16 protein-coding genes and 1 pseudogene are annotated in these 15,039 nt (G+C 49.9%); 15 read left to right on the top strand and 2 right to left on the bottom strand.

The window, feature by feature from the left end; genetic code table 11:
* The first annotated feature begins 59 nt into the window (after window positions 1-59).
* The 8 genes from FPL14_RS05375 to FPL14_RS05340 all read left to right on the top strand — a co-directional run bounded on the left by FPL14_RS05375 (window position 60) and on the right by FPL14_RS05340 (window position 7,781).
* Window positions 60-1,028 carry a helix-turn-helix transcriptional regulator gene (locus FPL14_RS05375; protein WP_182302048.1) on the top strand — a complete coding sequence of 323 codons (969 nt, stop codon included), beginning with the start codon at window positions 60-62 and terminating at the stop codon, window positions 1,026-1,028.
* A gap of 78 nt (window positions 1,029-1,106) precedes the next feature.
* Window positions 1,107-1,718: an SRPBCC family protein gene (locus FPL14_RS05370; protein WP_182302047.1), complete on the top strand. Its 612-nt coding sequence runs from the start codon at window positions 1,107-1,109 to the stop codon at window positions 1,716-1,718.
* On the top strand, window positions 1,715-2,095 hold the full coding sequence (locus FPL14_RS05365) for a VOC family protein (protein WP_182302046.1): 381 nt from the start codon (window positions 1,715-1,717) through the stop codon (window positions 2,093-2,095). The genes FPL14_RS05370 and FPL14_RS05365 overlap by 4 nt, the downstream gene beginning before the upstream one ends.
* Before the next feature lie 235 nt (window positions 2,096-2,330).
* The gene (locus FPL14_RS05360) at window positions 2,331-4,988 is read left to right on the top strand and encodes a winged helix-turn-helix domain-containing protein (RefSeq protein WP_182302045.1); all 2,658 of its coding nucleotides are present in this window, start codon (window positions 2,331-2,333) and stop codon (window positions 4,986-4,988) included.
* A gap of 183 nt (window positions 4,989-5,171) precedes the next feature.
* Window positions 5,172-6,158, top strand: a complete 987-nt coding sequence (locus FPL14_RS05355; RefSeq protein WP_182302044.1) for an NAD(P)-dependent alcohol dehydrogenase — start codon at window positions 5,172-5,174, stop codon at window positions 6,156-6,158.
* Between the two features lie 27 nt (window positions 6,159-6,185).
* Window positions 6,186-6,809, top strand: coding sequence for a hypothetical protein (locus FPL14_RS05350; RefSeq protein WP_182302043.1), 624 nt, complete (start codon window positions 6,186-6,188; stop codon window positions 6,807-6,809).
* 303 nt (window positions 6,810-7,112) lie between these two features.
* Window positions 7,113-7,586, top strand: coding sequence for a hypothetical protein (locus tag FPL14_RS05345; RefSeq protein WP_182302042.1), 474 nt, complete (start codon window positions 7,113-7,115; stop codon window positions 7,584-7,586).
* A gap of 18 nt (window positions 7,587-7,604) precedes the next feature.
* Window positions 7,605-7,781, top strand: coding sequence for a hypothetical protein (locus FPL14_RS05340; RefSeq protein ID WP_182302041.1), 177 nt, complete (start codon window positions 7,605-7,607; stop codon window positions 7,779-7,781).
* A 109-nt stretch (window positions 7,782-7,890) separates the two neighbouring features.
* Here FPL14_RS05340 and FPL14_RS05335 read toward each other — a convergent pair whose 3' ends face one another.
* Window positions 7,891-8,475 (bottom strand): NAD(P)H-dependent oxidoreductase, encoded by a 585-nt coding sequence (locus FPL14_RS05335; RefSeq protein ID WP_182302040.1) that lies wholly within the window; start codon window positions 8,473-8,475, stop codon window positions 7,891-7,893.
* A 162-nt stretch (window positions 8,476-8,637) separates the two neighbouring features.
* Here FPL14_RS05335 and FPL14_RS29770 point away from each other — a divergent pair.
* The 7 genes and pseudogenes from FPL14_RS29770 to FPL14_RS05305 form a co-directional block, all read left to right on the top strand.
* Window positions 8,638-9,162, top strand: a pseudogene (locus FPL14_RS29770) (AraC family transcriptional regulator); the annotation flags it as partial.
* Window positions 9,163-9,521: 359 nt separating this feature from the next.
* On the top strand, window positions 9,522-9,638 hold the full coding sequence (locus FPL14_RS29765; protein WP_229263790.1) for a helix-turn-helix domain-containing protein: 117 nt from the start codon (window positions 9,522-9,524) through the stop codon (window positions 9,636-9,638).
* A 198-nt stretch (window positions 9,639-9,836) separates the two neighbouring features.
* On the top strand, window positions 9,837-10,811 hold the full coding sequence (locus FPL14_RS05325; RefSeq protein WP_182302039.1) for an iron-hydroxamate ABC transporter substrate-binding protein: 975 nt from the start codon (window positions 9,837-9,839) through the stop codon (window positions 10,809-10,811).
* Between the two features lie 129 nt (window positions 10,812-10,940).
* Entirely contained in the window at window positions 10,941-11,630 is a 690-nt protein-coding gene (locus FPL14_RS05320; RefSeq protein ID WP_182302038.1) for a response regulator transcription factor, read from the top strand.
* Window positions 11,623-12,717, top strand: a complete 1,095-nt coding sequence (locus FPL14_RS05315; RefSeq protein ID WP_182302037.1) for a sensor histidine kinase — start codon at window positions 11,623-11,625, stop codon at window positions 12,715-12,717. Before FPL14_RS05320 ends, FPL14_RS05315 begins: the two co-directional genes overlap by 8 nt.
* A gap of 94 nt (window positions 12,718-12,811) precedes the next feature.
* On the top strand, window positions 12,812-13,390 hold the full coding sequence (locus FPL14_RS05310) for a VanZ family protein (RefSeq protein ID WP_182303859.1): 579 nt from the start codon (window positions 12,812-12,814) through the stop codon (window positions 13,388-13,390).
* A gap of 51 nt (window positions 13,391-13,441) precedes the next feature.
* On the top strand, window positions 13,442-13,885 hold the full coding sequence (locus FPL14_RS05305) for a VOC family protein (RefSeq protein ID WP_182302036.1): 444 nt from the start codon (window positions 13,442-13,444) through the stop codon (window positions 13,883-13,885).
* Here FPL14_RS05305 and FPL14_RS05300 read toward each other — a convergent pair.
* Complete coding sequence (locus FPL14_RS05300) at window positions 13,856-14,839, bottom strand: phosphotransferase enzyme family protein (protein ID WP_182302035.1); 984 nt, start codon at window positions 14,837-14,839, stop codon at window positions 13,856-13,858. The genes FPL14_RS05305 and FPL14_RS05300 overlap by 30 nt on opposite strands.
* Window positions 14,840-15,039: the final 200 nt, after the last annotated feature.

Below are 15,039 nucleotides of genomic sequence, written 5' to 3'. Positions count from 1 at the left end.
ATGCCGTTTTTTTAGTACAATGAAAATAGATCGTCCCGACGGAAAGGGCTGTTATAACGATGTCTAAAGCCGACAATATGCTGGCCGTTTTGTGGCTTCTGAAGTCGCGAAGAAGAATGTCGGCCAAACAATTGGCGGATGAATTGGAAGTTCATATTCGAACGGTTTATCGGCTTATCGACGCACTGTGCATTTCCGGGGTTCCTATCGAATCGGAGACAGGCCGAGACGGCGGTTACTCTATTCCCGAACACCTTAAGCTTGAACCTCTGTTTTTCGACGGAGAGGAGCAGAAAGCGCTCCTGCAAGCGGCGTCATTCGCAAGGGAAGCCGGTTATCCGTCCGGTACGGCTCTCGATCGGGCGGTGTCCAAAATAAAGCGATATGCGAATATGGAGCAAATGGAACGAATGGAGCGCCACGAGACGAGCCTGGAGGTTATCCAACCCCCATCCGATCCCGTGCTTCTCTCCGTGCTGAAAGAGATCGAAACAGGCATCGATCTGCAATCGAGTCTCGAAATCCATTACAAGACGGGGTATGACGGTGCCGTAACGAAACGTACCGTCGACCCTTACGGGCTCGTCCATTGGAAAAGCAAATGGTATGCCGTCGGTTACTGTCATATGCGCGGTGAAATACGCAGCTTTCGCGTCGACCGCATGAGCGACTTGAAACGCACCGAAGGCAATTTCCGTCGCCCGTCGCATTTTTCCGCCAGAGAGTTTTTATTGGACGGCTTGCTCTCCGAATCGGGAGCCGAAAGCGATCGGCATTTGATTTCGGTACGCATCCAGGGAAACCCGCAAGCGCTGGACGACTTGTGCGGACATTGGTTATTGGGTCACGCGCTCGTAGAACGAACGGAGGATCGTGCGCATTTCAAGCTGGACGAGTTGAATCTGTACACGCAAGTACCCTACTATCTATTATCTTTCGGCGGGAAAATCCGAATAGAAGAACCCGAACGACTGAAAGATTGCATGGTGGACATTACTTCATCCTTGCTCGATTATTATCGATCCTAGCTCGCAAACACTGACCTTCCTTGTCAGTGTTTGTTTTATATAATAATCCATATGAATAAGGCGACAGGAGGAGAGAGTGTGGCAGGCGCTATTTTCAAACAAGAAGTCGCGAAAGCGACGGGAACAGCATGGGAACAATGGATCGCGAAGCTTGGCCCGCACGTGGATTCGCTATGGTCTCATGAACAAATCAAAAATTACGTCCGCGGGCAGCATGAGGTTGCGGAAGAGTGGAGCGAATGGATCGCCCTCCTATATGGGCAACTAATGGGGCGCGTACCGGTAGGTATGACCAAGGATGCGGGCGCGCAAATCGGCGTCAGGAGGACTTTGGCCGTTACGAAGGAGCAAGTCTGGAATTTTCTCGTGTCGCCCAAAGGGCTGTCGTTATGGATCGGGGAAGTGCCGACGTTGAAATTGCAGGCAGGATATGAATATGAGTCGAAGGAAGGCGTATCCGGCAAAATTACGGTGGCCGAACCTTTTCACAAGCTGCGTTTGACTTGGAAACGCCCGGAGTGGGACAACCCTTCCCGGCTTCAACTCTATTGTTTGTCGACGAATTCAGGGAAAACAACGATCGCGATTCATCAGGAAATGCTGGATGACGTCTATATGAGAGAAGTCATGAGGCGTCATTGGGATGAGGTTTTGAATACGATCAAAACGTTAACGGAGGCGGAGTTGTGAACAAATTCAGCCATATTGATCTTAGGGTGAACAGTTGGAATCAAGTAAGCCGGTTTTATGAAAAACTGTTGCATGAACTTGGGTTTACGAACACTTATCATTCGGAACTGTGGAAGGTATTCGCGGCGGAAGGCGATCTGCCTAGCGTTGCTTACTTCGCCATAACGGAGGATCCCGAGCATAAGCCGAATGGGAACTTGATCGGTTTCTGGGCTAATGACCGCGAAGAAGTCGACCATATCGCGGACATCGTCATCCAAAATGGAGGACGAGTTTCAAGCGGTCCAGGGCTATTCCCGATCAGTCCGACCTATTATGCCGTATATTTCGAAGACCCGTGCGGCAATAAGTATGAGATGGTTCATAGATTAAATTAAAATAGCCGTAAAGAGATCAACACGCCGATGTGGCGTGTTTTTTTGTTTTCTAAGCAATAAATCGAATAACTCCAGCATGGTTATCTCAAAGAATCGATGCCTGAAAGCAATGTTCTGGAACTGAAGTGCAACGATGAGATCGACTACTTAAGCCAGCGGACAAAAAGTGCTGATCTACGGCGCATTCGGAAGCATCTAATTGACGGTTGCAAGAGGCAGTTACTATAATTAATTTATGATCACGCCAATTTTATCCACTAAGCTTTATCTTCCTCCGACACGATCCGAAGTCGTTCGCCGCCCTCGCTTAACCGAGAGGCTGAACGCGGGGCTCTACCGAAAACTGACCCTTGTCTCCGCCTCCGCCGGCTTTGGCAAAACAACCATGGTCAGCGAGTGGCTGAACGGTTTCGAGCGACCGGTTGCCTGGGTGTCGCTGGACGAGGGGGATAACGACGCCGCGCGCTTTCTGACCTACCTTTTCGCTGCGTTGCAGACGATTGGGGCTAAGATCGGTGAAAGCGTATTTGGCATGCTTGGATCTTCCCACTCACCGCCTATAGATTCGATTCTAACGATTGTGTTAAATGAGATCGACGTCGTCCCGCAACCTTTCGTTCTCGTTCTTGACGACTACCACGTGATCGAAGCCAAACCGGTTGACGAGGCCGTCGCCTTTCTCCTTGAACATCTGCCGAAGCAGATGCACTTGGTTATCGCCACCCGGGAGGATCCGCGAATCCCCCTTGCCCGCCTGCGCTCCCGGAATCAATTGACCGAACTGCGCGTCGCGGATTTGCGTTTTACCCCGTCCGAAGCCGCGGGATTTCTCAATCAGACGATGAACCTTAATCTCTCGTCAACGGACATCGAGCTGCTTGAAACCCGCACGGAAGGCTGGATCGCCGGTTTGCAATTAGCCGCGATTTCCATGCAAGGCCATAAGGATACCGCCGGTTTCATCCAATCGTTCACCGGCAGCCATCGTTTCGTGTTGGATTATCTGGTTGAAGAAGTGCTGCGGCGGCAATCCGCAAGCGTTCAAAATTTCTTGTTACGCACGGCTATCCTGGACCGACTATGCGGTCCGCTTTGCGATGCCGTTCTGCGACTCGATTGCTCCTCTTCCGGGCAAGAAACGTTGGAATATCTCGAACGCGCCAACTTGTTCATCGTCCCTCTAGACAACGAGAGGCGTTGGTATCGCTATCATCATCTCTTTGCCGAGCTATTGCTTCAGCGCTTGCACCAGTCGATTGGTTCGTCCTCAGAGGAAGAGCGGAAGGCTGTGGCCGGACTGCACGTCCGTGCTAGCGCATGGTATGAGGACAATGGCTTGGAAGTTGAAGCTTTTCGCCATGCCGTTGCGGCCAACGATATCGATCGCGCCGCTCGCTTGATGGAAGGCGAGGGGCTGCCTTTGCACTTTCGCGGCGTATTGACTCCGGTATTGAATTGGCTAGGGTCATTGCCGGCGTCGGTACTGGACGAAAGACCTTCGTTGGGGGTAATGCACGCCTCGGTGTTATTAATGGCCGGCCAACTGGCTTCCGTAGAACAGAAGCTTCAAGCAGCGGAAGCCGTTCTTGAGAGAGCCGACGCGGACGACAAAACTCATGACCTTATCGGACATATTGCCTCGATTCGGGCAACGGTTGCGGTTAGCCAACATCGGGTGGAAACGATTATCGCGCAGTCTCAACGCGCCTTGGAGTATTTACATCCGGCTAACCTGCCAGTCCGTACCGCCACGACTTGGACGCTGGGGTATGCCTATCAGCTTCAGGGAAATCGCACAGCGGCGATTCAGGCATATACCGAAGTTATTACGATTAGCGAAGCCATCGGACATGTTCTTATGGTTATACTGGCGACTACGGGGTTGGGCGGCCTTCAAGAGGCGGATAACCAGCTCGAGTCGGCAGCCCAAACCTATCGAAGCGTATTGCAACTGGCAGGAGAACCGCCGTTGCCGGCTGCCTGCGAAGCTCATCTAGGCCTGGCCCGCATTTACTACGAGTGGAACGATATAAACGCGGCAGAGCAACATGGACGTATGAGCGTCCAACTCGCGCGGCAGTTAGAGCACACGGATAGATTCATTGCCTGCGAGGTGTTTCTTGCCCGTTTGAAGCTTGCCCAAGGAGATGTGTCCGGAGCAGCCGCAATAATAGCTAAAGCCGATCGGTTCGCGCGGCATCATAACTTCGTGCATCGGTTGCCTGATATCGCATCCGTGCATGTGCTTACGTCGCTGCGACAAGGCAACTTCGCGGAAGCCGCTCGTCTGGCTCAGACCCACGAGCTCCCCTTGAGCGAAGCTCGCGTTTGTTTGGCGCAGGGCGATTCGGCCGCGGCATTGTCGAAGTTGGGCGCTTTGCGCGAGCAGGCGGAAAATAAAGGTTGGGTGGATGTACGCCTAAAAGCGACGATCGTGCAGGCGATCGCCCTTCATGCGCACGGCGACATGATCGAGGCCGTACGCCTATTGGGCGACGCGCTGGCGATGGCCGAGCCGAACGGTTTCATCCGTCTATTCGTTGATGAAGGTACTCCGATGGCTCGGCTATTGTCCGAAACGGCTGCGCAAGGGAGCATGTCGGGCTACATCGGTAAATTGCTAGCTGCGTTTGCGGTTGAGGAAATGAAGAACGATGACAAGTCTCTTCCGCGTCGGACCCTCAATGCTCGGCCTCTCATCGAACCGTTAAGCGATCGCGAGTTAGAAGTGTTGCAACTGATAGCCCTAGGACTCTCGAATCGCGAGATTAGCGAGCGTCTTTGTCTCGCCTTGAGTTCGGTTAAAGGACATAATCAGAATATTTTTGGCAAACTGCAAGTGCAAAGACGTACCGAGGCAGTAGCGCGTGCCCGCCAATTGGGATTGCTATAGTCTAGAATGAACCGCTAAACTCCGCAAACGTTACCCTCAAACCCTACTTAAGTATCTACGCTTCAATACCTTCCAGAGGATAAATTATATATTGAGCAAGTTGCGCAGACTGTGCGGTCCGGCCGCCACAGGTACAACGGGCCGACTGGTTCGATGGCTTAAGGAAGAGGCGGGAGGTAATGCATGAAAGCGATCGTTGCCACGAAATACGGTTCTCCGGATGTTCTTCAATTGAGAGAAATAGCAAAACCGATTCCCAAGGACAATGAAATACGAATAAGAATTTATGCCGCTTCGGTTACGCCATCGGATTGCGCTTTTCGCAAGGCAGATCCGTTTTTTATTCGGTTCATGTACGGATTGCGGAAACCTAAGTTTTCCGTATTAGGGGTCGAGCTGGCCGGAGAAGTCGAAGCGGTCGGGAATAAAGTGAAGTTATATAAGGAAGGGGACCGGATATTCGGATTAAGCACGCGCAGTTTCGGAGCTTATGCCGAGTACAAATGTTTGCCCGAAGGCGATTTGTTGTCTATCAAGCCGTCCAATACGACTTATGAAGAAGCCGTAGGAATCTGCGACGGGGCAACTACCGCCCTATCTTTCCTCAGAGACATTGCGCGCGTTAAGCGAGGACAGAAAGTTCTGGTCAACGGAGCTTCCGGAGCGGTAGGGGCGTATGCGGTACAACTTGCCAAATATTACGGAGCGGAAGTAACCGCGGTTTGCAGCGCCGCGAATTTCGAACTCGTTCGATCTCTTGGCGCGGACAAAGCGATCGACTACACGCGAGATGATTTTACGAAATCCGGCCATACCTTTGACGTTATATTCGATGCGGTAGGCAAGAGTTCATATTCCCGTTGCAAGGGTTCGCTTAACCCAAAAGGAATGTATCTTGGAACCGTCCCGACGCTTGCTCTTATGCTTAATATGTTATGGACGTCTATGTTCAGAAGCAAAAAAGCGATATTTTCGCCTACGGGTCTTAAGCAGAATAAAGAAAATTTAGTTTTCCTTAAAGAGCTCGTAGAATCGGGGAATATAAAACCGGTAATCGATCGGCGGTATCCGTTGGAACAAATAGCGGAAGCTCACAGATACGTCGAGAAAGGGCATAAGAAGGGAAATGTAGTCATCGCTTTGGACTGGACTGTTCAGACCGTCGAATGATATGATGGGTAGCGGGTGATGAATACGATGAGCAACGAGACGAAGAACGTAGAAGTTGACGGTAATCAAGTCGTTGATACAGAAGAAAAAGTAGCTGAATTGGTCAAAGCTCTTGAACATAATGGCCTTGTCGCTTTGAAAAGACATTTTAACGATGTTGAAGTTCAGGTGTTGAGCCAGCCGGTTTACGGGCATGTATTTGTCTTTAAAGTAAAGGATTCTTCGAGTAACGTATATGAGTGCGGATTTCTTCTTTACGAATTGCTCGCGAAATTCCAGTCGAACAACGAGCCGGCGGAATGGATGGCTTCCTTTTTCATCGAGTTGATGAAGACCGAAGGAGGAAGAGCGCTTCCTAAACCGCCAACCAACGAAGAAGAAACGAAAGCCCTCATCGATAAAGAACTTGTGCCGCATTGCATTGCAGCCGTTCAAGAAGAGTTCGCTCCGGAGCAAGTCCATGCGGGACTCGCATGGAACGAGCAGCACGGTCCGGTATTCGAAACCGGGTTCCCGGCGATTAAGGACGGCAATAACGTGTGCGCGATTCCTCTTCATTTGTTGTACACGCAATTTCTTCTTAATCGGGATCCGTCCGATATGTTGCTTGAAGGATTGTACAAAATCCGGGAACAACACGGACTGGAATAACACTGCGAAAGTTTTGAACTAACGAAAACACGCCGAAAAGGCGTGTTTTTTTGGTTTGGCGGACAGGCAAACTATAGACTCGCGAATAAACGTTCCGTTTTGTTGATTCCCATTTTGCGAAAAGTTCCGCGAAACAAGATTTTCGTTATCGGACGGAAGTTGATTGGTATATCAAGTCCCCGACTGACATAAATTTAGGAGGAACTCTTACTTATTTGTCCCATTTGAATCGAGTCCCGTATTTTCTGACCCGATAGTCGGGTCTTTTTTTGTAAGTTCGACATATCCTATGGAGGGATTATCATGGCAGACATGACTACCCTTTCAGGTTTTATCGAAGTGTTTCGTCTGCCCGTCATCATGAGCCTTATCGGCGGTCTCATTGGCCATTTTGTAAAAAACGGTACGGTGGAGTTGCCGAAGATCGTTATAGAATACGATGTCAATGAAATGGAATTGTCGCAAAATCGTTGGTTATCGCGGTTTCAAAAAATTTATTATTTTATTTTTTTTATTCTGGGTTATAGAAGGAAAAGCAATGAGACCAAAAGAGTCTTCTTCGACTTAGGTTTTTTAGGGGATTTGTTAATCGCGATTGGAACGGGAGTATTGGCTAAAACGGCTTTAGCGCTTGCAGAAACAGATAATGACTTTGCAGTCATAAGCAGTGCGCTGTTGGCAGGGTATGCTGGGCTTTCTTATTTGAAGGGGAAGGCGAATGAAGAATTATCGAAAACCGTTCCCGAAGAGGTTGTAGGAAATGACGATAGGCATTAGCTGAAAGGAGAGTGTTTAGTGGTACGTAAATCCGTTAAAGTTACCTCCGAGGAAATGCTGGAGCTCAAAAAATTGGCGGAAATCATGAAGAACCCTCAACTGCCAATGTCTCAACGTCGGATCGCGAAATCGCAATACGAATCGATCATTAAATTCGCTAAGTACCAGAATCGCGCTGCCATGTCATTCCTTTAACCCCAATCGACGACAACCGCAAATAAGAGCAGGGGAAATCTCATTTCTCCTGCTCTTATTTGCGGTTGATGTTGCCGAAGGAGAGTATTCGCAGCTTCCGTATGAACGGTTAAGCCAGCTTCGAGCCAAGCCGTTTCACTTTATCCAACCACTTGGCGCGCTGTTGTTCCGACGATGGCTTAACCGGGCCGACTTCGGTAATGCGAACGGGCGCAATTCCGCAAAAGTGGAGAATATTCCGTTTCATGACGCTATGGCCCGCGCTCCTGTAGATGAACTTATTGTACCAGGACGGGGTGTCCGAAGTAACGATGAGATGGGCGGTCTTGCCCTTCAAGAGCTTATCCCACAAGGAGGAGTTGTCCCGGTATTTGAAGGCGAATCCGGGCAAGAAAATGCGATCGATGAAGCCTTTCAGAATAGCCGGCATCGACCCCCACCATGTCGGATAGACGAATACGAGGTGATCGGCCCAACGGATGAGCTCCTGCGCTTGTTTCAAATCCTCCTCGAGCTCCGTTCTTTGGCGATAACCGAACTGCAGGTTCGGATCGAATTCGATCTTGCCGAGATCGATCTCCCGAACTTGAACTTTGTCGTTCTCGGCGGCCCCTTTCCGATAGGCGTCGGATAGAGCCGCGCAGTAACTTTGCGAATCGGGATGTCCGGTGATGATCAGTATATTCGTTTTCATTTCATATTCCTCCTCTAATCGCAGGCGTGATAAAATGTTTGTGCGAGACTATTATCAGCATAGAGGGATTGCGTCCATAAAGGTATGATCGACCGCGCACGCCTATTGCTTATTCGCGCAAAGGAGGAGTAAGTCTTGTCCGATCAAGGAATCGCCATCTCCATGGTCTTTCCGATCATGAAATCCATCGTTCACAAAGGCTACGACGCGGAGCAATATTTCCGTTACGCTGCTTTCGACGCCAGTCTGCTTCAAGACGTTGAAGCGCGTATCGCCGGAGAGGAATTGGAGCGGCTAATGATCGCGGCAGCGGCTTTCACGAGTGACGAATACTTCGGTTTGCGCCAAGGCCAGATCACGGAATTCGCCGATATGGGCATTCTCGGTTACGTAATGCTGCACTCCGGTACGATTGCCGACGCGTTGGCCGCTTATCAGAGATACAATGTGATATTGTGCAACAGCTTTAATCTGGATTTGGAAGCAAGCGGGGACGATATCGCGATTCGGATGTATCCGCATCGCCCCGGACGGATATCCCGTCATTGCGTGGAGGATATGGCGAGTTCTTTGTATCGGATGATCGGCATTCTTAGCAACAGACCCGTTCCGCTGCAAGAGGTACGATTTGCGCATGACGCGCCCGCGGATACCGCCCCTTATGCGGAAGTATTCGGAAAAGTCCCCCGGTTCGGCGGGGAAAACAATTACTTGCGCATGCGCAAGGACGTGTTGAGATATCCGGTCATGTATTCGGACCCCAAGCTGCTAGCGGTGTTCGAGAATATCGCTCAAGAGACGAAGGAAATTTTGACCCGGGAGAGCGAATTCTCGGAACGGGTCGTGCGGTGGTTGAAAAAATGCATGCCGTCATTCTTTCCTACCTTGCAGCAAACGGCCGAATCGTTCGGTATGAGCACGAGAACGGTTCAGAATAAATTAAAGGAAGAGAACACGACCTACATCGATTTGGCTGTTCGTGTCCGCAAGGAGATGGCAATGGGCTTTTTGAAGAAAAAGAGTATTCGGTCGGAGAGATCGCGTACGTGCTGCATTTTTCGGAGCCTAGCGCCTTCCAGAGCGCCTTCAAGAAGTGGACGGGGTTGACGCCGGGGCAATATCGGGCGAACGCCAACCAACGCGGCGCCGAAGCGAGTAATTGATCCGTGTATAGGAGACACGCCTTACGAGGCGTGTCTTTTTGTCGTTCGGGGAGGAGCTTGGGTCCTGACGGAGACTATCCGCAACAAAAGATATTGACAAAAGGAGAAGAAATCATTAAATTAATGAAGTGTTAATACTGATATTGATTCTCATTATCAACAAATAATCCTCAATAGATCCAAAGGAGACAAACTTTCATGAAAAAGCTATTCACCTCCGCCATTGTGATGCTGATGCTTATCGTAAGCGCGTGCGGCAACAACGAGCCGGCAAAAGAAAACAGCGCATCCGAGAGCACGGCAGCGGCGAGTACAGCGCCTGAAAGCACGGCACCGGCGAGCGAGGCATCGGCCGAATCCGGAACGATCACTTACGAATCCGAGACCGGGCCGGTCGAAATTCCCGCCAACCCTAAGCGAATCATCGGCCTGACTAACGCGCCGAACCTCATCTCGCTAGGAGCAACGCTGGTCGGGGTAGACGAATGGACGAAGAAGAACCCTCTGTTCACGGATAAGTTAGAGGGGATTGCGACCGTATCGGATGAAAATCTGGAGGGAATCATCGAGCTCGAGCCGGATCTCATTATTGCCGGATCGTGGATGAAGAACATTGATAAACTCAAGGAAATCGCTCCAACGATTATCTACACGTGGGGTAAATTGGATTACTTGTCGCAGCAGATAGAGATCGGTAAAGTGCTGAACAAAGAACAAGAGTCGCAAGCATGGATAGTCGATTTTAAAGCCCGCGCCAAAGCGGCGGGCGATGAAATTAAAGCAAAAATCGGCGAAAACGCGACCGTATCCGTCTTCGAATACGACGCCAAGGATTTCTACGTGTTCGGGAACAATTGGGCGCGCGGAACGGAAATCCTGTATCAAGAGATGGGCTTAAGCATGACGGATAAAGTCAAGAAAGACGCTCTCGGTCCCGGTTACTACACGCTGTCCCTTGAACTCGTTCCCGAGTATGCGGGCGATTACGTCGTACTCAGCAAAAACAAGGCAGGAAACAGCACTTTCCTTGAGTCCGATACATGGAAGAACATTCCCGCCGTCAAAAGCAATCGGGTCATCGAGATCGATACGGAATCTTCCACGTACAGCGATCCGATCACGCTCGAATACTTGTTGAAAATTTTCCATGAAGGATTTCTTGCCAAATCTTAATCGTATACAATGAACAAGAAAGCCGCCTGCGGGCGGCTTTTATTTCGTCGTCTTGTCGCTAACGCATTCGTTCAGTTAAGATAAACGAAGAATGATTGATGCCGATATCAAATTAGGAGCGGAATGGATATGAAGCGGATTACGATCTTGATCGCGGACGATGAGCCGGAAATCGCGGATTTGATCGCCATGAATATAGAGAAGGAAGGCTACCATGCCATCAAGGTATACGACGGAAAAGCGGCGGTTCAAGCGGTGCAAACCCAGGCGATCGATTTGGCGATCTTGGATATTATGATGCCGAAGATCGACGGCCATGAAGTGACTCGTCAAATCCGGGAGCACTATCGGATGCCGATTATTTTTCTGAGCGCCAAAGCGTCGGATTTAGATAAAATAACCGGACTTATCATGGGCGCCGACGATTATATGACGAAGCCTTTCAACCCGTTGGAGCTTGTTGCCCGGGTGAACGCCCAGCTTCGCCGTTCGATGCAATTGAACCAACCTTCGACGGAGCATAAGACGCTTTTGGAAGCGGGCGGCCTAGTCGTGGACCCGGACAAACGCACGGCATCGCTATTCGGTCAATCCATCGTGCTTACCCCTAAAGAGTTCGACATTTTGTATTTATTGGCCAGCCATCCCAACAAGGTGTACAGCGCGGAAAATATTTTTCAGCAGGTATGGGGCGATGCCTACTACGAGAGCGGGAACACGGTTATGGTGCATATCCGAACGCTCCGGAAGAAGCTAGGGGAGGATAAAGACAAGTACATCAAAACGATATGGGGAGTCGGGTACACGTTCAATGGTTAACGTCAAATACAGCTTTCGGTCGAAAATGCTGCTGCTGTTCGGATTCAGCATGCTCGCTTCCGGCATTCTGACTTATTTGCTCTACAAAGGGCTCCAAGTTTATTACCACGAACACGTCCGGGCGGAAGACCCCATCGTAAGATTGCGTACTCTCATGAACAACGTCGGGGACATTAACTTCTTTATGATCGTTTTCATTCCGCTGGCGGTGCTGTTTTTCTATTTGCTGACCAAATCCTACGGGTCCTACTTCGATAAAATTTCCAAAGGCATTCATAGGCTGGCGAACGGCGATTTCACGGCTCGCGTGGAGCTCGATTCGAGCGATGAGTTTCAGTCCATCGCGGAGGACATCAACCGTGCGGGAGAGAAGCTGAGAAGAGCGGTGGAGCGGGGAGATTTCGCGGAAAGCAGCAAGGATCAGCTCGTCTTGAATTTGGCCCATGATTTGCGAACCCCGCTTACTTCCGTGTTAGGATATTTGGATTTCATTCTGAAACACGACCAACTGACGGCCGAACAAGCCAAGCATTACACTTCTATCGCCTATACGAAATCCCGGCGATTGGAGAAGCTGATCGAGGAATTGTTCGAAATTACGAAAATGAATTACGGCATGCTTTCCGTCGACAAGAAGCCGGTCGATCTCAGCGAGCTTCTTCATCAACTGGTAGAGGAGCTCTACCCGATCTTCGAGAACAATCTGCTCGCCGCCAGATTAAACGTTACCCCGCATACGATGGTTTCAGGCGATGGAGCGCTGCTCGCCCGCGTCTTCGAGAACCTGCTGTCGAACGCCGCCCGATACGGGAAGGACGGGCAGTTCGTGGATATTAGCGGCTCGCTTGAGGAGGATGCCGTCGTGGTACGGGTCGTAAATTACGGCCACCTCATTCCGCCGGAAGATTTGCCTTATCTATTCGATATGTTTTACACGGGAGATCAGGCTCGAACCCATCAAGGAGGCAGCACGGGCCTCGGATTGTTTATCGCCAAAAATATCGTGGAGCAGCACGGCGGGACGATCTCGGCCGAGAGCAGCTTGACCCGGACGTGCTTCGAAGTTCGGTTGCCGCGTCCGGCTTGACGTTAATAAAAACTTAAAGTTTATCCCGCTTGTTCTTTAATCTATTTCCGCTAACCTAGACTTACACAGGGTAAGGGAGATGCTGATTTTGAAGATGCGGGATTTTTGGTTTATCCTCCTAACAATGCTATTCATCTGCTATTTGTACGTTTTGATCAAAGTGATCCTTTTTAAATTCGGCCCGGTGGATTTGGCTTATCTCGAGTCGCAGCTTCGAAGGCTCGCGGTGAACTCCGATCATATGCGGAGCAGGCTGGATTTCGCCAATTTCGTCCCGTTCAGATCGATCAATCAAAACATAAACAGATTATCGAATCATCATGATTTGGTTAATCTGGTCGGGAATATCGCCATATTCGCACCGCTAGGCATTTTCGTCGGATTGATGGCCAAAGGCAAAGCCGTTGGCGTGTTTTTAACCTCCTTGGGGATAAGCTTAGGCTTGGAATGCGCGCAAATCGTCTTCTCGATGGGAAGCTTCGACGTAGACGATCTCATCCTGAATACATTTGGCGGTTTGCTTGGATATGGAGTTTATTTCATCATGATTAAGCTGCTGCGAATCAAGCTTAAATCGAATCCTAATCCGGGTATTGACCATCGCAGTCATACGCAACATCCCGATAGGCGACGGAAGAAGTCCGTTTTTTACAATGAAAAATCTCTTAAGTAGGAGATCATGTATATTAAGAATAATAAATGAATTCTTGGGAGGCATCGTTTAATGAAACCGCGTGTTTCCGTCCTCACATTGGGAGTTGACGACTTGGAAAGATCGCTCGCCTTCTATCGCGACGGATTGGGTTTCCCGACGGAAGGTATCGTAGGCAAAGAATTCGAACATGGAGCGGTTGCTTTTTTCGACTTGCAAGCAGGCGTGAAGCTCGCCATCTGGAATCGCAAAGATCTTTCCCATGAAGCGAAAGTTCCCCTGGTATCGCCAAGCTCTACCGAAATGACGATCGGCCACAACGTAGGCAGCAAAGAGGAGGTCGACGAGATCATGGAGCAGGCGCGAAAGGCAGGGGCCATCATAACGGACCCCGCGCACGATGCCTTCTGGGGCGGATATTCCGGGCATTTCCTTGATCCGGATGGACATCTGTGGGAAGTCGTCTGGAATCCGGATTGGGAAGACTTAGATCTCGCTGCCGAAACCGTAAGATAGATTCTCGTTGGACGAAGTCAATCTTTCTCTCAGCCGGCTCATCCATTCCGGTTCGTTATCCCATTGTTCGGCCATCGCTCTTAGTACTCGGACATATCCGAATAGATTGGCGAAGCGTCTGCATGCCGGCAGGACGTCAATGAAAACATCCGTTAGGGCGAATTCCGCAACGTACCCGTCCATAAAACATTGTTTCTTGCGGTCGTAGGTTTCTGCCGGGATAGAGTCATGCAAGCTTTCCAGAGCTTGCTCGATATCCATGGCATACCAGTGGTACATCGCGTCGTCGAAATCTATCGCGTTGCAGCTTTTCGACGTTTCGTCATAGAAGACGTTATCGCACTCGAAGTCGTAATGGATAAGTCCATAATTATATGGCGCTATAGGCAGCAAAGAGAAATATCGCTGCAGCAGATCGGTCTCCGCCAATGCCGCCGTTTCATTCGGATATTCGCTCAGAACTTCTCGGATCCAATTCAAGACTTCATCGTGAGACCACCTTTTGCGGCCGGTTGGCTTATATTCGCTAGATAAGGAATGAAGTTTTCCTAACGCTTGGCCATAATTGAATACAACGTCATCGTTAAAATCGGTCTTGTTCATCTGCACGCCGGATACTCGTTTAAAAACGGAAGCAAAGTATTCCCCCCAAGGGGTGCGTGCTTCTACGAGTTTCTCCCCTCTATGGGATGCAACCGATTCCAGAACTCCATAGCCTCGGGAACGCAGGTAAGAAATAAATTCGAGTTCCGATTCAATCTGATCTCTCTTCTTCTCCGTCTTCGGGGCAAATCTCAACAGTCGGGTGTTCCCTCTATGCTGAAAAGGGTAAATGGCATTGGAAGATATTCTATAGTACTTAAACATCTCGACCGATCGTTCGTCGAATTCCCAATTCCCCAGAAGCATTTCCGCTAAGTCCACATTATCGAACAGGTATTTCAGCTTTAACATGGATATGCATCTCCTCATCATTGATAATCCTGTTTTGCGCGCAGAAAGACCGCAAGGCTATGCCTGCGGTCTAGGGGCAGATATATCCTTATGAAAGGGCAGACCTCAGCCTGCCTGCAATATTTAGTTCATAGTCCTCTTAACAACGATAGTAGTCGTATTAGCCCGGCGTTTCATGCCGCTCACACCCTTCAAAAGCT

This window comes from Cohnella cholangitidis, assembly GCF_014107495.1.
Lineage (GTDB): Bacteria > Bacillota > Bacilli > Paenibacillales > Paenibacillaceae > Cohnella > Cohnella cholangitidis.
Note: the sequence above shows the minus strand (reverse complement) of the source record. Positions and strands in the feature narration are given on the sequence as shown.